At 70.8% G+C, this 20,804-nt stretch carries 21 protein-coding genes and 1 tRNA gene; 4 read left to right on the forward strand and 18 right to left on the reverse strand.

The features are described 5' to 3' along the window. Positions 1 to 120: 120 nt before the first annotated feature. Complete coding sequence (locus BQ8008_RS09465; protein ID WP_108833792.1) at positions 121 to 837, forward strand: NPCBM/NEW2 domain-containing protein; 717 nt, start codon at positions 121 to 123, stop codon at positions 835 to 837. A 30-nt stretch (positions 838 to 867) separates the two neighbouring features. On the opposite strand, the gene BQ8008_RS09470 is transcribed toward BQ8008_RS09465, so the two are convergent. Next, positions 868 to 1,737, reverse strand: coding sequence for a serine hydrolase domain-containing protein (locus BQ8008_RS09470; protein ID WP_108833793.1), 870 nt, complete (start codon positions 1,735 to 1,737; stop codon positions 868 to 870). Positions 1,738 to 1,940: 203 nt separating this feature from the next. Here BQ8008_RS09470 and BQ8008_RS09475 point away from each other — a divergent pair, with 203 nt between their 5' ends. Continuing rightward, the gene (locus tag BQ8008_RS09475) at positions 1,941 to 2,741 is read left to right on the forward strand and encodes a 3'-5' exonuclease (RefSeq protein WP_108833794.1); all 801 of its coding nucleotides are present in this window, start codon (positions 1,941 to 1,943) and stop codon (positions 2,739 to 2,741) included. A gap of 137 nt (positions 2,742 to 2,878) precedes the next feature. On the opposite strand, the gene BQ8008_RS09480 is transcribed toward BQ8008_RS09475, so the two are convergent. The 3 genes from BQ8008_RS09480 to BQ8008_RS09490 form a co-directional block, all read right to left on the reverse strand. After that, positions 2,879 to 4,006, reverse strand: a complete 1,128-nt coding sequence (locus tag BQ8008_RS09480; protein ID WP_108833795.1) for a hypothetical protein — start codon at positions 4,004 to 4,006, stop codon at positions 2,879 to 2,881. Next, positions 4,003 to 4,638: a dCTP deaminase gene (gene dcd / locus BQ8008_RS09485; protein ID WP_108833796.1), complete on the reverse strand. Its 636-nt coding sequence runs from the start codon at positions 4,636 to 4,638 to the stop codon at positions 4,003 to 4,005. The genes BQ8008_RS09480 and dcd overlap by 4 nt, the downstream gene beginning before the upstream one ends. A 147-nt stretch (positions 4,639 to 4,785) precedes the next feature. Then, on the reverse strand, positions 4,786 to 5,283 hold the full coding sequence (locus BQ8008_RS09490; RefSeq protein WP_108833797.1) for a TM2 domain-containing protein: 498 nt from the start codon (positions 5,281 to 5,283) through the stop codon (positions 4,786 to 4,788). 201 nt (positions 5,284 to 5,484) lie between these two features. On the opposite strand from BQ8008_RS09490, the gene BQ8008_RS09495 reads away from it, so the two are divergent. After that, positions 5,485 to 5,558, forward strand: a tRNA-Gly gene (locus tag BQ8008_RS09495). A 268-nt stretch (positions 5,559 to 5,826) separates the two neighbouring features. Next, positions 5,827 to 6,303 (forward strand): OsmC family protein, encoded by a 477-nt coding sequence (locus BQ8008_RS09500; protein WP_234415331.1) that lies wholly within the window; start codon positions 5,827 to 5,829, stop codon positions 6,301 to 6,303. A gap of 375 nt (positions 6,304 to 6,678) precedes the next feature. On the opposite strand, the gene BQ8008_RS09505 is transcribed toward BQ8008_RS09500, so the two are convergent. The 14 genes from BQ8008_RS09505 to BQ8008_RS09570 form a co-directional block, all read right to left on the reverse strand. Next, a complete protein-coding gene (locus BQ8008_RS09505; protein ID WP_108833798.1) occupies positions 6,679 to 7,896 on the reverse strand; it encodes a sugar ABC transporter substrate-binding protein in 1,218 nt (405 codons plus the stop codon). Between the two features lie 216 nt (positions 7,897 to 8,112). Next, on the reverse strand, positions 8,113 to 8,820 hold the full coding sequence (locus tag BQ8008_RS09510) for a M50 family metallopeptidase (protein WP_108833799.1): 708 nt from the start codon (positions 8,818 to 8,820) through the stop codon (positions 8,113 to 8,115). Positions 8,821 to 8,874: 54 nt separating this feature from the next. Continuing rightward, on the reverse strand, positions 8,875 to 9,567 hold the full coding sequence (locus tag BQ8008_RS09515) for a TetR/AcrR family transcriptional regulator (protein WP_108833800.1): 693 nt from the start codon (positions 9,565 to 9,567) through the stop codon (positions 8,875 to 8,877). 114 nt (positions 9,568 to 9,681) lie between these two features. Beyond that, positions 9,682 to 10,179 carry an NUDIX domain-containing protein gene (locus BQ8008_RS09520; protein ID WP_108833801.1) on the reverse strand — a complete coding sequence of 166 codons (498 nt, stop codon included), beginning with the start codon at positions 10,177 to 10,179 and terminating at the stop codon, positions 9,682 to 9,684. After that, entirely contained in the window at positions 10,176 to 11,183 is a 1,008-nt protein-coding gene (locus tag BQ8008_RS09525) for a hypothetical protein (protein ID WP_108833802.1), read from the reverse strand. Before BQ8008_RS09525 ends, BQ8008_RS09520 begins: the two co-directional genes overlap by 4 nt. Beyond that, on the reverse strand, positions 11,180 to 12,286 hold the full coding sequence (locus tag BQ8008_RS09530; protein ID WP_108833803.1) for a VWA domain-containing protein: 1,107 nt from the start codon (positions 12,284 to 12,286) through the stop codon (positions 11,180 to 11,182). The genes BQ8008_RS09525 and BQ8008_RS09530 overlap by 4 nt, the downstream gene beginning before the upstream one ends. Continuing rightward, on the reverse strand, positions 12,283 to 13,395 hold the full coding sequence (locus BQ8008_RS09535) for a VWA domain-containing protein (RefSeq protein ID WP_108833804.1): 1,113 nt from the start codon (positions 13,393 to 13,395) through the stop codon (positions 12,283 to 12,285). Before BQ8008_RS09535 ends, BQ8008_RS09530 begins: the two co-directional genes overlap by 4 nt. Next, complete coding sequence (locus BQ8008_RS09540) at positions 13,389 to 13,910, reverse strand: alpha-amylase (protein WP_108833805.1); 522 nt, start codon at positions 13,908 to 13,910, stop codon at positions 13,389 to 13,391. Before BQ8008_RS09540 ends, BQ8008_RS09535 begins: the two co-directional genes overlap by 7 nt. 3 nt (positions 13,911 to 13,913) lie before the next feature. Beyond that, positions 13,914 to 14,936 carry a DUF58 domain-containing protein gene (locus BQ8008_RS09545; RefSeq protein WP_108833806.1) on the reverse strand — a complete coding sequence of 341 codons (1,023 nt, stop codon included), beginning with the start codon at positions 14,934 to 14,936 and terminating at the stop codon, positions 13,914 to 13,916. 23 nt (positions 14,937 to 14,959) lie between these two features. Further along, positions 14,960 to 16,285 (reverse strand): AAA family ATPase, encoded by a 1,326-nt coding sequence (locus BQ8008_RS09550; RefSeq protein ID WP_108833807.1) that lies wholly within the window; start codon positions 16,283 to 16,285, stop codon positions 14,960 to 14,962. Between the two features lie 210 nt (positions 16,286 to 16,495). Continuing rightward, positions 16,496 to 17,416 carry an LmeA family phospholipid-binding protein gene (locus tag BQ8008_RS09555; protein ID WP_234415332.1) on the reverse strand — a complete coding sequence of 307 codons (921 nt, stop codon included), beginning with the start codon at positions 17,414 to 17,416 and terminating at the stop codon, positions 16,496 to 16,498. Positions 17,417 to 17,442: 26 nt separating this feature from the next. Next, the gene (locus BQ8008_RS09560) at positions 17,443 to 18,276 is read right to left on the reverse strand and encodes a hypothetical protein (RefSeq protein ID WP_108833808.1); all 834 of its coding nucleotides are present in this window, start codon (positions 18,274 to 18,276) and stop codon (positions 17,443 to 17,445) included. Between the two features lie 179 nt (positions 18,277 to 18,455). Further along, positions 18,456 to 19,838, reverse strand: a complete 1,383-nt coding sequence (locus BQ8008_RS09565) for an FHA domain-containing protein (RefSeq protein WP_108833809.1) — start codon at positions 19,836 to 19,838, stop codon at positions 18,456 to 18,458. After that, positions 19,835 to 20,704: a PP2C family protein-serine/threonine phosphatase gene (locus BQ8008_RS09570; protein WP_108833810.1), complete on the reverse strand. Its 870-nt coding sequence runs from the start codon at positions 20,702 to 20,704 to the stop codon at positions 19,835 to 19,837. The genes BQ8008_RS09565 and BQ8008_RS09570 overlap by 4 nt, the downstream gene beginning before the upstream one ends. Positions 20,705 to 20,804 lie beyond the last annotated feature (100 nt).

Below are 20,804 nucleotides of genomic sequence, written 5' to 3' on the forward strand. Positions count from 1 at the left end.
TCATGCGACCCATAAAATATATTATCCCATTCGGTCGGAGCCAAATAATTCCCTCTTTCCGTCGCGTCAGACTCCGGATTCACAGCAGAACTCACTGACCAGCGTCGCTATTCTCGCGCCATGAGCTCCTCACAACTCTCTCCGATGCGTCGAACCGTCATCGCCCTCATTCCCGTCTCCGTCCTGTCCCTGGCCGCCTGCGGCAGTCTGCCCTTCGTTTCCGCCCCGGAGTCCACCTCCGCGGCCCCGGAGGCGACGACCGCCTCCGCCTCTGCGGCGACCACCCCGAGCGCCACGGCGTCAGCATCAGCCTCCGCCACGGCCACACCCACCAGCACGGCCTCAGCCACGGCCTCCGGCGACCCCTCGGCCTCGGCGGATGCCACCACGAACGGACTCACCCCGGAGAACAGCAAGGGCCGCGAGCTCCGCCTCTCAGACTTCCAGCAGCCCAATTCGAGCAGCAACTGGGAGGAGAAGCGCTACGACATCGCCTCGACCACCAACACCATGGGAGTCGGCACCAAGCTCGACTGGCTGCACAACGGTGAGATCGAGCTGCGGCTGGCCAACAAGTTCCAGAAAGTCACCTTCAACGTGGGTCAGGCCAACGACTCCGAGAGCTCCGACCTCATTGTGAGGGTCGCGGTCTTCGCCGACGGCAAGGAGATCGAGACGGTCGACGTTCCCTTCAACGACGCGCACGCCTTCGACGTCAACGTCGCGAACGTCAACGCCTTGAAGTTCACTCTCACGCCCATCACTCAGAAACAGGAGAAGCCTCTCCTGGAGGACAAGTCCACCACCGGCGTCATCTTCAACGTCAAGGCCGAATGATGAGGAAGCGGCCGTAGCCGGCGCAGTCCCCTACAAGGCCAGGATCTGGTCGCCCAGTGCGGGCCACGTCTTGCGATGAACCGCCCCGAAGGGCTCAGCTCCCAGGAAGACGGCCTGGCGCCCGGCGACCGGATCCACCCATATGAAGGAGCCGGACTGGCCGAAGTGCCCGAAGGTCTGCGGGCTGTTGCCCGTACCGGTCCAGTGCGGCGACTTGGCTCCGCGCACCTCCACCCCCAGGCCGAAGGGGTTGGGGGCCTGACGCCCGTAACCGGGCAGGACGCCGTCGAGGCCGGGCAGGACCGGTGCACAGGCCCGCTCCGCCAGCGCCGACGAGACGAGCCTCGGGGCGGCCAGCTCGCGGGCGAACAGCGACAGGTCGCGGGCACTGCCCTCCCCGGAATGCGCGGGCGAGCCGGGGACGAGGACGCTGGCCATCCCCAGGGGCTCGAGCACCGTGGTCTCCACCCAGGTCTCCAGGGGTGTGCCGGTGGCCTCCTCGAGCCGGTCCCCCAGGATCTCGAAACCGCGGTTGGAGTAGATGCGGCGCGCGCCCGGGGCGGCAAGGTGCTCATCGGAGTCGGCCGCGATCCCCGAGGAGTGGGACAGCAGGTTCCCGATGGTCGCGCCGTCGGGAGCGGGCGCGCCCGCGGGGGCCTCCAGGTCCAACAGGCCCCGGTCGACGGCGACCAGGGCGGACCAGGCGACGATCGGCTTGGTGACTGAGGCGAAGGGGAAGACCTCGTCGATGTCGCCGGACTCGTGGAGCACGCCGTCACCGGTGGCAGGCGTGCCGGTCACCACGAGGGCGGTCGGGAAGGGGAAGGCCGCCAGGGCGGGCAGGGCATCCGGGCCGTCGTCCCTCATGCGCTCCGTCCGGGATACGTCTGGGCTGGTCATCGCTCCTCCTGGCCAGGATCGTGTCTCGGCTCGGGAGGTCGTGCTCCCTCGCGTTCGTACCTTACGCCTCGGGGGCCGAGGCCCCGGTGCCGTCCGCGTGCCGCAGGGTGCGGCCGCGAGCTCGCGGCCACCAGGACCGGCCCGGCGGCACATGGGGCACCATGCCCCTGCGAATCGCCTCCGATCGAGAGAGGATCAGGGCGATGCCCTTCTACCACCGCCCGCCCGCCGACCGAGGCCCGCTGCGTCCCCGCTCCCCCATGGCTCCAGGACAGGCAACTGCCGATCCCGCACCCGCCGAGCAGGCCGAGGCCGCCGGTGTCGGCTACGCCGTCGTCGACCTGGAGACCACGGGCCTGTCCCCCACGACGGACTCGATCCTGGAGATCGCGCTCGTGCTCACCGACGCCGCCGGGCGGGTCGAGCGCAGCTGGTCCACGCTCATCGACCCCGGCGCGGGCGTGGATGTCGGCCCCACCCACATTCACGGGCTCGTCGCCGAGGAGCTCAGCGGGGCGCCCGGGCTCGACGACGTCGCCGACCTGCTGGTGGCCGGCCTGGCCGGGCGGGCGGTGGTGGCCCACAACGCCCGCTTCGACGTCGGCTTCCTGACCCAGGCGCTGGGGATCCGGGGACTGCTGGACCGCGGCGCCCGGGTGCCGCGGGTGTGCACGATGGAGTGGGCGCGCCACTTCATGACGACGCCGTCGCGCCGGCTGACCACGTGCTGCGAGGTGGCCGGGGTGGAGATCGGCCGCCACCACAACGCGCTCGACGACGCCCTGGCCGCTGCCGGCCTGCTGCGCCACTACCTGGAGGTGGGGGCGCAGCGCGGCGAGGATCCGGTGGCCTGGGCCCAGGCGCTTCTCGACGCTCGCCGCTTCACCGGCTGGCACTGGGACGCCCGGCGTGCGCAGGTCGGCGCCGAGCGTCTGAAGGCCCGCACCACGCCCGGGGCCGAGCGGCCCCGGCCCGGACCCGAGTCTTCGAGGCCGCGTCAGTAGGCGCCCCGACCCCTTTGCCGCAGATCTGGACACGCCGGAGCAGCTTTGTCACCCGTCGGCGCCGTCCGGCGGGCCGCTTCCGGCCGGATCCCCTTCATGGGCCGTGCGGCGCCCGCACCACCTCCTGCCGAGACCTCTCAGGCCTCCTGAGCGTCCTCGCCCAGGGAGACGAGGAAGCCGTCGTCGTCCACGGCCACCCCGGAGACGGCGGTGACCAGGACGGTGGCGAGCTCCTCGACCAGGTCCCGGGCCGTCTGACGCTCGCGGCGCCGGGAGCGGGAGACCACCTCGGCGTAGGCGTCGGCCTGGTCCTGAGGGATCCAGCGCAGGTCGTAGGACAGGACCGCCCCGCGCGCCCACGGCTCTCCGCGCACGGCCAGCGGCAGCCCGTCGGTGGCGCCGGCGCGCACCTCGATGCGGCCCCAGCCCTCGTGCTCGGAGTCGACCGGTGCGACGACCGCGTAGCCGTCGCGCAGCTCCTCGATGACGTTGCCGGTGGCGGCGGCGACGATCTCCTGGCGCATCGTGTCCTGGCGAACCTTCTCCGAGCCGCGCCAGGCCTTCTCGAAGACCTCCGGGCCGATGCGCTCCACGAGGCTCTCGAGCTGCTCGGGGTCGATGGCATCCAGTCCGACGGCGCCTCGGGGCTGAACGGCCTCCATAGCGGTGGTGACCTCGGGGGTCACGGGCCTCAGGACGGCCACCAGGTCGTCCGGGCCGAGCCACACCGGGGCGTAGACGGTCAGGGAGGCGGAGACCTCGGGGCTGGGCTCGACCAGGACCGGGTCCTCCTTATCCCCGCCGGGGATGAGTCGCAGGGCTCCGGCCAGGCGCCGGGCGATGGCGCGCAGGCGGGTGAGGGCCACCAGCTCGGCCCCCGTGGGCTGGGCCTTGGGGAAGGCGTCGGAGAGCGGGTCCAGGCCCGCCAGCTCCGAGGGCAGGGCACCTGCGCGAATACGGGGGCAGTCCAGGATCATCAGCTGCGTGGTCCACTCCGGCGCCCCGAGGAGGCGGCGCATCTCGGCGTCGACCTTCCAGGGCCCCAACAGGGAGACCCCGGGGAAGAGCTGGAGGCTGGAGACCCCCACCCAGCCGGCCTGGATGTCCTGGGACAGGGCCAGGGCCTCGACCTCGTCGGGGGCGACGTCGTCGGCCAGCAGCAGGACATGGTTGGTGTCCAGCAGGCCGACCGGCAGCATGGAGGAGGCCGTGAAGGTCCCGGTGTCGGTGGGCAGGGAGACGGCGAAGTCGGTCGAGTCACTCATACGTGCTTCTCCTGGGAGACGGGGCCGGCGCCGTCAGCGGGGGCCGCCGGGGCGTCGGGGATACGGGTGCGGTGGAAGGACTGGTGGGAGCGCGAGGCCGTCGGTCCGCGCTGCCCCTGGTAGCGCGAGCCGGTGGCGCCCGAGCCGTAGGGGGCCTGGGCCGGGCCGGACAGGCGGAAGAAGCACAGCTGCCCCACCTTCATCCCCGGCCAGAGCTTGATGGGCATGGTGGCCGTGTTGGACAGCTCCAGGGTGACGTGCCCGGTGAAGCCGGGGTCGATGAAGCCCGCGGTGGAGTGGGTCAGCAGGCCCAGGCGCCCCAGGCTCGATTTGCCCTCCAGGCGGGCGGCAACGTCGTCGGGCAGGGTGATGCGCTCGTAGGTGGCGCCCAGGACGAACTCGCCGGGGTGCAGGACGAAGGGCTCGTCGGCCCCGACATCGACCAGGTGGGTCAGCCCCTCCTGGTCGGCGGCGGGGTCGATGACCGGGTAGCGGTGGTTGTCGAAGAGGCGGAACCAGCGGTCCAGGCGCACGTCGATGGAGGCCGGCTGGATCATCTCGGGGTCGCAGGGGTCCAGGACGACCCGGCCCGCGTCGAGCTCGGTGCGGATATCGCGGTCGGAGAGCAGCACGGGCCCGATTGTGCCAGGTCCATGGGAACATACCGAGTCCTCGATGACGCCGGAGACGTCACACGCACTCACCCGGATGGGGACTGCTGAACCGGGCGAGAACTGCTCACCGGTCCCAGACGGTTCCGGTCAGCCCTGAGACGGTCCTCAGTCGCTCAGCGGCATGCCCTGGGCGTCGACGCCCCACGGCGGCTCGCCGGGGTGGGCCATCAGGATGAGGACTCCCTCGATGAAGGCCCAGACGGCGATCGGAAAGAGCAGGATCCCACAGCTGAGCAGCGAGCCCAGGAGCTGGATGAGCCCCTTGTTCGTGTAGCCGAGGTAGAAGTTGTGGATCCCGAAAGATCCGAGGAACAGCGCCAGGATGCCGGCGGCGACCTTGGACTTGCCCCGGTAGGCCGGCGGGCCGTAACCGGGGTAGGGGCCGTAGACGGGAGGACCGTATCCGGGTGGTGCGCCATACCCGTCCTCGGGCCCGTATCCCGGCTGGGGGCCGTAGCCACCCTGTGGGTCATACCCCGGCTGCGCGCCGAAACCGGGCTGACCGGCATCGGGCGGGTACTCCCCAGTGGAGGAGCCCGGCGGCAGCGCCGGCGTGCCCGGCTGGGCCTCTGTGGGATCGTAGGGATTGGTCGGATCAGTCATGTAGTCACCACATGCGTCGCGGTATCTGGGTAACGCCCTCGAGTGTAACGACCCCGGACACCGCCGACAGGACTCGCCCGCTGCGGGGCCGGCTCCCTGCCGGCACTGTGTGCGAGGCGCACCTGAGATCGATTTGCGCAGACGGCCGGAGTCTGGGTTAGACTTCCGCACGCACCTGGGACGCACGTCCACTGGTGCCACGCGGGTGTAGTTCAATGGTAGAACTTCAGCTTCCCAAGCTGACAGCGCGGGTTCGATTCCCGTCACCCGCTCCATCCGCACGTCACTCTGGACACAAAGTCTCCTGGCCTGGCCGGGAGGTGTCCGGGGTGGCGTTCTTGCTGTTCCAGGGCGGTCGTGGTGGAAGATGACATCAGTGCGGGCTCCTTGGGACGAGGGATTGATGAAGCACCACTCATCGTCATGACGGGGCCCGCCCCCATCCCAGCGATACGCCACCCCCGTCAAACCGACCCAGACACTCTCACCCACCGACTTCGCCGACCCCTGGACGGCTCGGCGGCTCATCTCTATGCTTTTTGTGTGCCAGATCACGAATATTCCGTGTGCGTGGAGTGGACAGGCAACCTGGGTACGGGCACGTCTGGATACCGCGCCTACTCGCGCGACCATGATGTCCGGGGAACCACCGCCGACCTGCCGGTGATCCACGGATCGGCAGATCCTGCGTTCCGAGGGGACGCTGACAGGTGGAACCCGGAACAGCTCCTGCTCGCCTCGCTCTCGCAGTGCCACATGCTGTGGTACCTCCACCTCGCAGCAGACGCGGGCGTCACCGTCACCGCCTACTCGGACACCCCTACCGGCATCATGGTCGAGCACCCAGGCGGAGTTGGGGAGTTCGCTTCAGCAACCCTTCACCCCGCAGTGACCATTGCTCCCGACAGTGATCCTGAACGTGCAGCCGCACTGCACGACCGAGCCGCCGAGTACTGCTTCATCGCCCGATCAGTGAACTTCCCAGTCCACCACGAAGCCGTCATCACGACCGAGCCATAGAAGGCCAGGGCTTCCGGGTGGGGTGCGTGGTGCTTGTCGGACTGGGGAGCTCTTCCTCCCGCGAGTCGACAGGACGGAGACCACGCCAGCGTCACAATACTCTGAGGAGTTCAAGGTCCAGGTTGAGCGCGATGTCGTCGAGAAGGACCACGACAGCCTCGGCGGCCTCCTCACACCCTGACCACGCGGCCCCGGGAATCGCACCAGACCCCGGGGCCACAATGCGTCATTTCAGTATTGCACCCAGGCTCCCAGGATGTGCACCCGCCCTCAGGCCTATATCCGTCCTGACCGCCCTCGTTGCTGCTCGACCCGGCCGCCGCTCCCCTCCTCCGGGGCGGCTCCGACGTCATCCGCCGGTGCCGCCCCGCGACATCAGGACAGGACGGCCTGCAGGTTCACCTGCGCGCTGTTCAGGATGCCGGCGGGGTCGCCCCCGGCCAGCCCCGGCAGCTCGTTGTCGAAGGCGGCGATGACGTCAGCGACTCCTGCCGCGGACGGCACCGCCTGGGAGTACTCGACGCCGGCCAGGAAGGCCGCCTGGTCGGCGTGCTCGCCCTTCCAGGTCTCACCGGCCGGCTTGCCGGCGGGCACGGTGCCCGCCGCGGCGGCCAGGGCCACCTGCCGCTCGGCGGCCGTGAGGTACTCGACGAGCCGGACGGCGTCGGCCTTGTGCTTGGAGGCCTCGACCACGCCGTAGAAGGTGGGGAACTGCAGGGTCCCCTTGCCGCCGCTGCCGGCCGGCAGCTCGACGACCGTGTAGGAGACGCCCGAGTAGACATCCGCCAGGGTCTTCACCAGAGCCTCGGACTCCACCACCATGGCGGCCTGCCCTTCTCCGAAGGCGTCCGCGGCCGACCCGGCGGGCAGGTCCGCGCCCCAGCCGGCCGAACCGGAGGACAGGAGGTTCTTGACCTCGGTCAGTCCCGCGATGGATCCCTCGGAGGAGGCGGTCGCCTGCGCGCCGTCGGCACTGGTCAGTCCTCCGCCGCCCTGGACCAGGAAGGCGCCCACGCGCTCGTAGGAGGCGTCCAGGGCCAGTCCGACGACGCCGTCGGTCGTGAGCGTGGCGGCCACCTGGCCGAGCTGGTCCCAGGTGATGGGGTAGTTGGCCTCGCTCAGGCCCGCCGCCGACCACAGCGAGGTGTTGATGAACAGGGCGAGGGTGGAGACGTCCCTGGGCGCCGCGCTGATCCTGCCCTGCCTGGTGGCGCTCGTCAGCAGGGCGGGGTGCGCGTCCTTCACGGCGGCCGAGTCCTTCTCCCAGGCGTGCAGGGAGCCGGCGTAGCTGGTCAACTGCGCGGGACTGAGGGTGACGACGTCGACGGTCGGGTTGGCGGTGATCCCGCGGGCGAGCTCCTGGGAGATGTCGGAGACGGTCTTGACGTCCACCTCCACCTTGGTCTCCTTGGTGAAGGCCTGCACCGCCTTGGACAGTTCCTCCGAGGCGGCCTCACCCGCGTCGGAGACGATGAGAGCCAACTTTCCCTCCTCGGTGACCTCATCCTGGGAGGTGGAGGAGCAGGCGGCGAGTGTGGCCGAGACAGCCAGTCCCAGAGTGGTCAGGCCAAGCGTCCGGCGGGTCAGCATCATGTGTTCTCCTTGAGGGAATCCCGGAGCATCCGGGAGCGGGGTGAGCCCGGGCCGCGGCTGCGCGCAGGAGCACGTGGCGATCGACGTCGGGTGGGGACGGCGGGCGGGCCCGTGGGGCTCGGCGGCGCCAGGACGAAGCGTAGGCCATGTTGGCGCCCCTCCCCGACCCTCGGGCCGGCCCGACCGCAACTCCCCTCACCGGGCGCCGACCCCGCCTCACAGGAGATCGCGCACCGCCAGCACGACGACGCCGGTGGCCGCTGCGTCCACGAGGAACCAGGTGGCCAGCCACACTCCGGCCGGGACGCCGGTCAGCTGGGCCAGCGTGCGGTGATCCTGCTGCGGGTCACGTGAGGCGGCGACGTCGCGCAGGGAGTCCCAGGCGCCGACGATGAGGGCCAGCCCGACCCCGGCCACGACGCCGTCACGCCACGATCCGCCCCACCACCACAGCGCCCCGGTCAGGGCCGCCACCAGCAGCACGAGGAGGACCGTGCGCACCGAACGGGACATGACCAGCAGGACCGCCAGGATGACCAGCCCGAGCAGCAGGACCGCGCTCGCCCAGCCGTGGAGCGCCAGAAGCACGACGACGGTGCCCAGGATCGCGGGGGCGGGGTAGCCGGCCCAGGAAGTGGCCACCCGGCCGGGTCCGGTCGACTTACCGGCGGTCACGGCGTGCCCGGACAGGTCCCGGCTCACGACGAAGCCGAGGAAGCGCCGCCCCACCATGAGGCCGACAGCGGCGTGGCCTGCCTCATGGACGATCGTCACCAGGGTGCGGCCCCAGCGCCGGGCGGGGCCCCAGGCCAGGACGATGATGAGGATCGCCAGCGCCGGCCACAGCACGCCGGGGTCCAGACCGACGACGCCCGAGGCGCGCGCCAGCAGATCGTTCCAGGTCTCAGTCCAGCTCAGATTCACGAACGGAAGTCTGCCAGGCCCACCCGTGCCCGCGGCAGCCCCCGGTGCACGCTGTCAGCCAACGGCGCTGTGACGAAGCGAACCGTGGTGACCGGTCCCCTCCAACGGCTCAGTGGCATGGGGGCTCTGGATGGTCGGGACGGCGTGCGCGGGCCGGCGGGCCCCCACCGCGCGCAGCACGAAGGCGTCCAGGGAGTCCAGGTAGGCCCGACGCCGCTCCGGCTCCGTGGGGGTCGGGCGCCCGCCCATGACGGTGGCGTGGATGAGGGGGATGACCTGCTCGGGCTCCTGGGCGGGAATGAGCCCCTGCTCCATGGCGTCGGTGAGGATCGAGGAGAGCATCTGCGACAGGAGGGCGCCGTGGGCGCGCAGGCGGCCGGCCGTCCCGCGCGAGACGGAGTCGGCCAGCGGCCCCGACGTCGGGAAGTGGAAGTGGCGGGCGATGAGGGCCTGCTGGCGCACGTAGATGCGCAGGCGGTCGATCGGGTCCTCGGTCCCGGCCAGCGCCCGGGAGAGCTCCTCGGCGTAGCGGCCGGCCTCATGCTCCATGAAGGCCAGGAGGAGGTCCTCCTTGTCCACGAAGTGGTTGTAGACGGCCGTGCGTCCCACGCCCGCATGATTGGCGACGTCGGACAGGGTGATCTTGTCGAAGCTGCGTTGGCTCATGAGCTCGGAGAGCGCTTGGAACAGCGCCGTGCGCGTGCGCTCGCGGTGCTCGGCCAGTGAGGAACCCAGGATCTTCGGCATGAGGTCACCCTAACCCGTGAGATGACGAGGAGGCTAGAAGTGTCAGGAAACCGACGCGCCGACGGCGTCCTGGCGGGTCGCAGGACCACAGGACCAACGGGCCAGCCGCACGCCTCAGCGCCCCAGCGTCGTCACGAGCGCGTCGATGATCGGCAGGTCCGCGGGAAGCCAGGGTAGCCGGCGCAGTTGGTCGGGCGGATCGAGGCTCACCCACTCCAGCCTCTGGTGGTCGGCGCCCGCCCGCCCGCGGTCCCCGGGCCGGGCGGGCTCGGCGAGCCACACGCGCATCCGGAAACCGTGCATGGCCGGCCAGGCCACGGCGTCGTCGCCGAGTGAGGCGTCCGGCGGGGCGGGAACGGCCAGGTCGCTCGGTGGGACGAGCTCGGGCCCCAGTCGCGCTCTCAGGCCGATCTCCTCGTCCAGCTCGCGGGCCAGGGCCTGCCTGGGCCGCTCCGCGGGCTCGACCTTGCCGCCGGGCAGCTCGAACTGCCCGGCGTGCTCGGGCGGGTAGGAGCGGGCGGCACACAGCAGCGCCGTCGGGCGCTCCAGGTGGTCCAGGACCGCGGCCGCCACGACGAGCCGGGAGGCGCCCACCGCGTCGGTGCCGCTCACCAGGGCTTCCCCCCGTTGCCGCCGCCATTGGGTTTCGCGGTGGTCCCCGAGCTGCCGTTGTTGCGGTCGCGCAGACGCTGGGCCCGGTCGTCGGCCGGGGTCGGGGTCGGCTGGGTGCTGGGCGAGCTGGAGGCGCTCTCGCCCGGGGAGCTCGAGGCCGACGACGACGGGTCCGAGCTCGGCGTCGCCGACGGATCGGAGCTGGGCGTCGAGCTCGTGTCGCTGGAGGAGCTGGCCGACGGGTCCGAGCTGGGCGTCGCGCTGGGATCCGAGCTGGGATTCTGCGACGGGGTCGGGCTCTGCGAGGGGTTCTGCTCGGGTGGGGGCGGTACCTCGCAGGTGTCGGCGGCCTTCTTGGCAGCCTCGATGTGCTCGGTCACCGCGGTGGAATTGCCTCCCTCCTGAGCCTGGGCGGCCAGGGTGAGGTGCGCGACGTACAGGTTGGTGCGAACCGTGCACTCCGGGGAGCCGGCCTGCTTGACCTTCGTCTGGGGGTCGGACCCTGCGGCGGGGACCTTGGTGAGGGCCCGGTTGAGGCTGGTGACCGCGGAGGTCGGGTCCTTGGCAGCGAGCTGGCCGGTCCCGAGGTTGAAGTAGACGCGCCACTGCTCCATCCAGGGATTGATCCTGGCCACCAGGCGGTAGCGGGACAGGGCCGTGTCGTAGTGGCCGGCGGCCACGGCCCGGTTGCCGGCCAGTGAGATGAGGAAGATCGAGCCGAGCCACAGGGAGACGATGGTGGCCAGCACGGCCGGAACCGCGCCGATCCTGAGCAGCCGACGGCGCCGGAGCAGGCGGGCCCTGCGGCGTCGGGGGTCCTCTGGCTCGGAGGGGTCCTGGGCGGACGCGCCCTCGGAGGTGCTCGCGTCCGGCTCCTGGAGGTAGTTGGGCACCGCGTCAGCGCCGGCCGCCCCCGGCGCCTCGGGGCCGTAGGCGGAGACCGGCGGGCCCTCGCCCTGCCCCCGGGGGAAGGCCTCGGGCGGGTTGTTCCCCGGTGTCGTCATCGTCTCCCCCTTCCCGCGAGAAGACGCAGGCGGCTATCGGCTCGGATGAGGTCGATGATCTCCCACAGCAGCAGGCCGAAGGCGATGAGACCCAGGGGCCAGGTCAGGTACACCCGGGCGTTGGTCTTGGTGCGTCCGTCGGAGGTGATGGCCTTGATGTCCAGGTCGGTGAACTTGCTCGTCGGGTCGTCGCCAGATCCGCCGGTGCGGTGGAAGTAGGGAAGCCCCATGGCCTTGGCCACGCTCTGGAGCTCGTCCTCGTCGATCTTCGACACCCCGGGCCGGCCGCCCTCCCCGTCGGCGATGTAGTCGGACTGGGTGTGCTCACCAGTGGCGTCGGAGCCGTCGTAGCTGCGCATCTGGCCGCCCTCGGCAGTGCCGTAGCCCAGCACCGCGCCGCCGTCGACGACGCCGGCCAGCGACTGCCAGGAGATGCCGGCGCTGTCGGCGGCCTGCGCGCCGCGTCCGTCGTCGGTGGCCTCGCCGTCGGAGAAGATGTAGACGAGGCGGATGTCCTTGGACTCGGACTCGTGGGACTGGGCCAGGGACTGGGCCAGCATGGGCAGCGCCACCTCCAGCGAGGAGCCGGTGGCGTGGCCCGTGACCTCCTGCTTGAGCGATCCGATCCAGGAGTCGACGGCGTTGGTGTCGTGGGTCAGCGGCAGCTCCGTGGCCGCGGCGTTGTCCAGGGCGATGATGGAGAACCGCGAGTCGGGGAAGGCGTCGCGCACCGCGCGCATGTCCGAGCGCACCCCGTCCAGGCGGGTGGAGGCGGCCGGGTCGGTACCGTCGGGGCCCTTGCCCTGGTAGTCCTCCGCGGCCATGGACCCGGTGCGGTCCACCACCATGTAGATCTCCACGTTGGAGACGCTGATGGCCTCGCTGCCGCGGATCGCCGGTCCCGCCATCGCCAGCACGACGACGACGACGATGGCCAGGCGCCGCCACCACGCCCTCCAGGCGGCCGGCTCGGCGGCGTCACGGCGCAGGCGGCGTCGGGACACCACGAGCAGGGCCGCCATGGCGGCGGCCATGAGCACTACGAGGATCCACCAGGTGACCGGGATGAACGCGAAGTCTCCGATGACGGGAACTGGTCTCATGCTCGCCTCCAGGTGGTCAGCCCCAGGTAGGCCATGATCACGACGGACAGGGCGATGACGAGGGCCTGGGGGGTGTCGGTGCGCCGGGTCTGCTTGCGCCCCCCGAGCGCGTTGACCTCGGTCTTCTCCAGCTCCTTGACGATCTGCCCCCCGGTGCCGGAGTCCTCGACGTCGTAGAAGCGGCCCCTGCCCTGCTCCTCGGTGACGGTCTTGAGCTCCTCGCGGGACTCCTCGGGAGTCTGGTCGAGCTGGTACTTGGAGGACTGCTCGTCGTCGGCGCCGTAGATGGAGAACAGGCGGATCTTGCGCTCGGCCAGGAGGTTCGCCGCGTCCGGAAGCGTGTAGATCTGCTCCTTGTCGGGGTCGATGACCTGGTTGTCGGTGGCGAAGATGATGGAGCGGGAGCGCTCCAGGCCCTGGTTGTCGAAGGCCTGCGCGCAGGACGCCAGTCCGTCACCGGCCAGGGAGGAGCCGTTGATGCTCTTGTTCTGGGTCCCGCTGAGGGCCTCGCCGTACCTGAGCGCCTGCCTGTAGGTCGGGTTGTCGGGGTCGATGTCCAGGACGTCGCTCAGATCGTCCATCTGCTCGCGCAGCAGCTCGTAGTCGTCCGTGAGCGGCACGATGGTCTGGGCCGCGGAGTTCCAGGCCACCAGCCCCACGCGCTCGCCGTCGAAGTCCTCCAGGATCTCAGAGAAGGTCTTGAGGACGGAGGCGTCGATGTTGATCATCGACGTCGACACGTCCAGGCACAGGACGATGTCGCGGTTGGCCAGGGCGTCGGAGCGCTCGGTGACGCGCACGGGACGACCGGCGACGGCGGAGGCGCTCAGCAGGCACACGACCAGCAGGACCGCCAGACCGGCGTGCAGCCAGCGCTGGGCCCTGATGCGGGCGCGCACTGCCGGGAGCTGGAACAGGCTCGCCGAGTTGGCCAGACGCCGCGGCGGCTCGGCGACCTGCGGCGTCGTCCAGTGGATCCAGGGCAGCCGCGAGCGCTTGCGGTCCGCACCGGTGGGGGCTCCGCCGGAGCGCCGGTCGACGATGAGGACCGCGGTGATCGCCACCACGGCGATGGCGAGGAGGATCCAGAACAGCCAGAGCATCACCATTGGGTGACCACCTCCCGTGCATGGGTGAGGGCCTCTTGCGCGGCGGCCTGCGGCTCACGGTCGAAGGAGGGCTGCTCCCACACGGCGAGCAGCTCACCGACGTGTCCCAGCGGGTTGGTGTCCAGGGGGTGGCCCGCCTCGCGCACGCTGCGCCGACGCTCCTCCACCGAGCGCGGGCCGGATGTGGCGGCCATGTCGAGGATCTCTGAGACCGTGGCGGTCGTGATCTCCTCGCCGCTGCGGGCCTCGGCGAAGCCGCGCAGCAGCGCCGCCAGCTCCAGGTGCAGCTCACGCAGGTCCAGCTCGCCGCCGTCCCAGCGCCGGGAGATCTCCTCCAGGCGCTCGCCCCACTGACGGCGCTCGCGAGGCGCCATCGGGATGTCGCCGACCTCGCGTGAGGTGTCCCGGCGGGTCACCAGGAAGGTGCGCAGCAGCCAGGCGCTCACCAGGAGGACTCCGACGATCATGACGACGATCATCCACACCGGCATGAGAACCGGGGGCAGTATCTGCACCGCTCATCGCCTCCCTCGGGCCACCGCGGCGCGCTCGCGCTGGAGGAGCTCGGCGATGGAGTCGATGAGGGTCTCCTCGGAGGAGACGACGCCGTACTCCAGGTGCCGGGCGTCGAGCACCTGCTCGACGCCGGCTCGCCACTGGTCGCGCACCACGGCGGCCTGGGCGGCCAGGTACTTGTCGGAGCGCAGGAAGGAGGGGATCTCCACCGGCAGGTCGATGTCCTGCCCGCGACCGGCCTCGGGACGCAGCGGGTCGTCGTCCTCGATCTGGACGACGATCACCTCGTGCTGGATCGACAGGCGTCGCAGCCAGGTCGCGGCGTCGGGCTCGGGGTGGGCGGTGTCGGTGATGAGCACCACCAGGCTGCGACGGCGGTGCCAGGTGCTCACCCGCTCCATGAGTCGGGGCAGGCTGGAGGGCGGGGCTCCGGGAGCCAGCTCGAAGAAGCCTTCGGGCGCCCCGGCGACGGGCACGTCGAGGCCCTCGAAGGTACGGGCCAGCAGGGTCAGCAGGGTCTCGACATGCTTGGCACCCGAGCGCGCCGGCCGCGAGATCATACGACCGGCGTCCCCGGCCACGAGCGCCACGGAGTCGCCGCGCATCCGGGCCAGGTAGGCGAAGACCTCGGCGACCCCCAGGGCCAGGTCGCGCTTGTCCTCCCCCAAGGGTGCCATCGCGGCCATGGTCCGGCCCGTGTCCACGGCCAGGACCAGCGGCATCATGGACTCGCGCTGGTAGCGCTTGATGACCGGCTGGCCCAGTCGGGCCGAGGACTTCCAGTCGATGTCGGAGATGTCGTCCCCGGGCCGGTAGAAGGACATGTCGTCGAAGTCCTGCCCGCGCCCGACGAAGACCGACTTGTGGCGTCCGTCGAGCAGCCCGGTGGCCCGCCGCAGGGTTGGCAGGGACAGGGCCGCGCGCAGGCGCTCGATCCTCGCGCCGCGCCGTCCACCGGGCTCGGGTGCCTCGGCCCCCGGTTCACTCCGGGGCGCTCCGAGGGCGTCAGGTGGCTCCATACTCATCGCTCAGCAGTTCCCCGCCGGAGTCATGGGGTGGGGACGGCGGCGAAGATGGCGTCGATGATCGCCTCGGGGGCGACGCCGTCGGCCAAGGCGTCGTAGGTGAGCACCAGCCGGTGGCGCAGCACCCCGTGGCGCAGCAGGCGGACGTCGTCGGGGATGACGTAGGTGCGCCCCTCCTGGAGGGCGACGGCCTGGGCCACCTTCATGAGTGCGATGCCTCCGCGCGGGGAGGCTCCCACACGCACCTGCCGGTCCAGGCCGGGCACGGGCCGCGGGCCCCCGCCGCGGGAGGTGTTGATGAGGGCGACGATGTACTGCTTGATGACCGGGTCGACGTAGACCCGCTCGGCGGCCCGCTGGAGCCATTCGACGTCGTCGGTGGAGATGGGACGCCCGGTCACGGGCCGGTCGAAGCTGCCGTTGGAGATGCGGTCCAGGACGTCGGCCTCCTCTGAGGGCCGCGGATAGGTGAGGACCTCCTTCATGAGGAAGCGGTCCATCTGCGCCTCGGGCAGGACGTAGGTGCCCTCCTCCTCGATGGGGTTCTGGGTGGCCAGGACCATGAAGGGGTGGGGCAGCGGGTAGACGACGCCGCCGATGGAGGTCTGGCGCTCCTGCATGGCCTCGAGCATGGCCGACTGGGTCTTGGCGCTGGAGCGGTTGATCTCGTCGAGCAGGACGATGTTGGCGTGGACCGGCCCCAGCTGGGTGGTCATCTCGCCGGTGGAGGAGTTGAGGATCTGGGTACCCACGATGTCGTTGGGCATGAGGTCGGGCGTGCACTGGATGCGGCGGAAGGAGCCGGAGACGGCGGAGGCCAGCGTCTGGGCGGCGGTGGTCTTGGCCAGGCCGGGCACGGACTCCAGCAGGATGTGTCCGCTGGACATGAGGGCCGTGACCAGCGCCGTGCGCAGCTGCTCCTGGCCGACGACGCGCTGGGAGAAGATATCGGCCACGGACTTCAGCAGCGTGCCGGCGCGCTCGACGTCGGCGTCCCCGGCGCCACGGCGACTGGAGGCGGCGCGGGCCTCGCGGCGCAGCGCCTCACGGGAGGGCAGGGGGCCGGTGTCGGTGCCCTCCTCCGCCGGGGCCGCTGGACCGGAGGGGTAGCCGGGAACCGTCACCCTGGACGAGGAGGTGGTCGAGGACGGCGCCAGGGCGGATGCCGGGACGCCGGAGGTCTGCGGGTCGATATGGGGAGGAACCGACGGCGGCTGAACCATGGCGGGACCGGCCTGCCCGGCGGGACCGCCGGCCGCCCCACCGTACGACTGACCAGTCGGCTGGCCGCTGCGCCACCCGTCCGGCTGGCCGCCGGGCTGGGCACGGTGCTCGGGCTGCATGCTCATGGTTCTCCTTGATCGGTCCTTACTGGATTCCTCGCGCCGTGTTCACGATCGGAAGGGCAACGCATCGGCAGGCTATACGAGGCGACGCCGGCTGGGGCATCCGCGGATGGAAAGTCCTCCCCAGTGCCTCGGAACAGTCTCAACCTTTCGCTGCTATAGCATGGATCGAGCGAAAATGTGAGACGGATCGTGATCGAGTCGCGCCCCGGCTCAGAGCTGGCCGAGGTTCACCCCGCTGCCGGTCAGGGACAGCCGCAGTCCGTCATTGGTGACGATCGCGCTGGTCGGGCGCAGCCCCTGGGGAAGGGACTCGGCCGGGATGGTGATCTCCGGGGAGTCCAGGCCGACGTAGCCGAGCAGGCTGCTCTCACTCGTGCCGACGTCGACCCCGTTCTGTTCGCCCCCCATCCGTGTGGAGGTGATGGTGAGCACCAGGCTGCCGTCCTCCTTGATCGACGGCACGATCTCCGCCTCGCCGCTCATGCCGAGCAGGGAGGCCGAGGCATTGATGGCTCCGGGCTGCTGGGCGCTCGTTCCCGTCCGCTTGGCCTGAAGAGTCATGCCCTGCATATTCGGGTGCTTTCTGGCAGCGAGCTCGGTGAGCTGCTTCCAGCTGATGGTGCCAGCAGCCGTCACCGTGTCCGTCGGGTAGGGACTGCGCAGGCGGATGCGGCTGAGGTCGACGTCGACGTCGCTGAGCGCGACCTTGGCGCCGCCCTGGCCCTTGGAGGTGATCTCCAAGACCTTGGAGTCCACCGACAGGCTGTCCAGGGAGCCGCCGGCGAGCTGGGTCAGGACGATGCCCTTCGTGGCGATCCTCGCGTCCGAGCTGAGCCCGGGCAGCGCGGAGCGCACCGCGGAGTCGATCTGCGCGCGCACGAGGTACTCCGCTCCGACGGCCCCGGCAGTCAGGACGACGACGAGCACCAGGAGCACCACCACCCAGCGTCTGGCACGACGCTGCCGAGCAGGACGGCGTCGGACGCCTTCCGACGTGTCGTCGTCCTCGGGATCGCCCGTCAGGACCTCTTCGAAGAAGGTGCCCTCGGCGGAGCTGTCCTCGCCCCCCGGTCCCTGCCGGCCGGACACCTCGGCGTCGGCCCAGCCTCCTCGACCTCTCAGGTTTCTCATCGCACCGCGAGCCATGTCATCGTCCGTCATCGCTTCAACGCCGTCGGTGAGCTCTGAGCCACTGGAGCGGTGGTCGCCGAGCGCTCGACCGTCTGGTCCGCAGGCGCCTGGTTGGCGGCCTGCTCCTCATCAAGCATGTAAAGGTCCTCGGCGGTGACCATGAGGGTGGACACGGCGTGCTCCACCAGCGCGGTGCGCCGGTTGGAGGCGGCTCCCGCCACGCGCCCGCCGCGCAGCCCGCGCACCCCCACCCGGTCGAGCTTCTCGCAGACGTTGTCCAGCTTGCGGTTGAACTTGGTCAGTGGCCAGCCCAGGCGTGCCGCGGCGGCCGCGGAGGAGGGGATCTCGGCGGCTCCGGTCCCCGCCCGCTTGAGCACCGGCTCGGACAGCGCCAGGACGAGCAGCAGCTGGGAACGGGTCATCGGGGTGACCCCGATGGTGGTCTGCCCCGAGGACTGGCGCACGCCGTCGATCCCGGAGAAGTGGTCCTCCCCGGAGGTGACGAGGTTGATCTCGTAGGTGGTCGGGCCGGCGGAGAAGGTGAGGATGACCCGGGGGAAGACCAGGGGAATCCGGGCCCCCGGGGCCAGGCGCGACTGGACCAGCCCCTCGCCGTCGGTCAGCGTGGCCGACAGCCGCGAGCCCTCGTTGGCGATCCACCACAGATTCTCGGAGTGGGCCAGGACCAGGAAGCGGCGGTGCAGGTAGGGGTTGTCGTCGATGTCCAGGTCACCGCCTCGACCGATGACGAAGGTGTCCGTGGAGGCGACCCGGTGGATCTCACCGGAGAAGTCCAGGACGAGCTCATCGGGCTGCTCCGGGTTGACCTCTGGCATCTCAGTCCAGGTCAGGTCACTCATGAAGTCTCCTTCCACAGGTCCTGTCTCGTTGCGCAGCGGTCAGCAGCGGAGCGGTGAGGCTGTGAGTCGTGCGGGTCCGTGGCATTGAATCCGGCATTGAATGTCTTGAGTCGTCTGAGACAAGTCTCGCTGAGAACCCGGGTCCGCACTGGCGAAGCGCCTCCCAGGTGGATATGACCTCAAGCACGTTGCGGTCTCAACCAGGCCGGCGGATCGATGCGAAGCGTGACCCCGTCCCCGACATCCATGAGGTCCCCCATGAAGACGGGCGTCGGCATGCCCGACCCCAGCAGGACGGGCGTCGCGCCGGGCCGCGCCAGCACCGTGCCGTTGGAGGAGCCGAGGTCCTGGGCCAGGACGCTCCACCCCGAGGTCGTCAGCAGGAGGTGGGAGCGCGAGACCATGTGGTGAGGACTGGGGACCGCGACCAGGGCCACGACGTGAGGGTCCGCCCCGACCTGCACCTGGGGGGCGCGTCCGATGACGACGTCACCGGCGACCTCGACGGCGGCGCCGGTCGACAGGGTCAACGTGGCCAGCGCCGGCCGGCGCACGAAGGAGAACACTCCTGTCAGGGGCTGCGCACAGGTCAGGCACTCGCGGATCTCGGGTGGGTTGGCGTGCCCCCGGGGGCAGATCGAGGCCCGCACCGGGGGCGCCGCGATGAGAGCCGCCTCGGAGGCGGAGACGACCTCGGTGTTGGGCAGCGCCTCCAGGGGCTGGGGGGCACGAACCGGCTGGGGCTGCTTGCTCTTGGAGGTGTCGGCCGTCGGCTGTCCCGGGGAGTCGACCGACGGCGCCGTCTGGGCCCGGTGGGCGCCACGACGGCGCCGCCCCGAACCGGGTTCGGGCTCGGGGTACTCCGGCATCCGCTCGACGCTGTCAGCCCCTCCGGTATCGACGGAAGCGTCGCCGCTCCCCCGGCTCTCGTCGGGGAGATCAAGGGACTCGTCGGGCTCCTCCCAGACACCCGTCTCCAGGAGCTCAGGAGGCTCGGGAAGGGGCTCCGCGGGTTCCTCGGCGCTCTGCGCAGTGGGGGCCGCGGCAGGCTCCTCCTCGATGCTCGCCCCAGTGCTCCGCCCGGCGACGCCGCTCAGCCCGGCGGTGTCGAGGGGGCCCGTTCCGGAGACGCCGTCGGACTCATCGTTCTTTGAGTCTGACGGACCTGCCGGGTCCGTCAGCTCCGTCGGGCCCGTGTCCGGCGACAGGTCCGTCACCAGGCTGACCGGCTTGAGCAGCGCGGTCTCGTCGCCGGGCTCCGCCGGGACGATGTCGCCGGTGTCGTCGGAGGCCTCGCCGGCCACCACGGACCGCAGCCCGGTCTGCTGCGCCGCCACGGTCGCTTCCGACGTCGTCGGCCCCACTGTGGGCAGGTGGGTGCCTCCCAGGGCCTCAAGGACCCGCAGCCCGGCCTCGACGGACACGGAACGGGAACCGGCCCCGGCGGCAGGACTGATGACGGCGACCCCGTCCACGCCGTCGACTCGCAGTGAGCAGTCCGAGAGACGCGTCAGTCCCTCGGGAAGCGGGATGCGCTCGCCTGGCAGGGGTGATGCGGTCACTGCGCCCCCTCAGCGACGATCTCGCCGCGGCCTTCACCGTGGACGGCGTCGGGAGCACTGGTAGGGACCTCGGTGGCGTCCACGACGACAGCCGTGGTGTTGTCATGTCCGCCCCCTTCCAAGGAGGCGGCCACCAGGAGCTCGGCCGTGCGCTGCACCGTGTAGCCGGCGGCCAGCACCGTGGCGATGGCCTCGTCGTCGAGCTCGTCGCTCAGCCCGTCGGAGCACACGAGCAGACGATCCCCGGCGGCGACCGGGACGCTGTAGAGATCGGGGACCGCGGAGTCGGCGATTCCTCCCCCCAGGGCGCGGGTGACGACGTTGCGACGCGGGTCGCTGCGAGCCTGCTCCGGGGTGAGCTCTCCGGTCTCGACCAGGATCTGGACCCGGGAGTGGTCCCGGGTGACCTGGGAGAGCATGCCCTCGCGCAGCAGGTAGACCCGGGCGTCCCCGATGTTGAAGATGATCCAGGTCGGTCGGGCGACGCCCTGCTCATCCTCCAGCCAGGCCAGGATGACGCCGGCGATCGTCGCGCCGGGCAGGTAGGCGGCGTGCGATGGGATGGAGACGATCGCCTCCTGGGCGGACATCACCGCGTGCACCACCGTCTCCACGCTGGTGACACGCGTTCCGGCCAGCGAGTAGAGGGCGTCGAGGGCGACCTGCGTGGCCATGCGACCGGCGGCGTGCCCGCCCATGCCGTCGACGACGACGAAGGCCGGCGCGATGGCGAGGTAGCCGTCCTCGTTGACCGTGCGCAGGCGTCCCACGTCGGTGGCTGCACCAACGACGACCCCGGAGACACCGGCCGCGCCGTCGGCCCGGATCGCGGGGGCATCGGCGTCGGCACGAATGTGCTCGGTCATCGTCTCCCTTTCACCTGCGTTGCTTGCACTCCCCTAGTAAACCCCAGCGCCCCGTCCTGAACCACTGCACCACGGCTGAGATTCCACCATATGGAAGCAT

Source organism: Actinomyces sp. Marseille-P3109 (assembly GCF_900323545.1).
GTDB lineage: Bacteria > Actinomycetota > Actinomycetes > Actinomycetales > Actinomycetaceae > Actinomyces.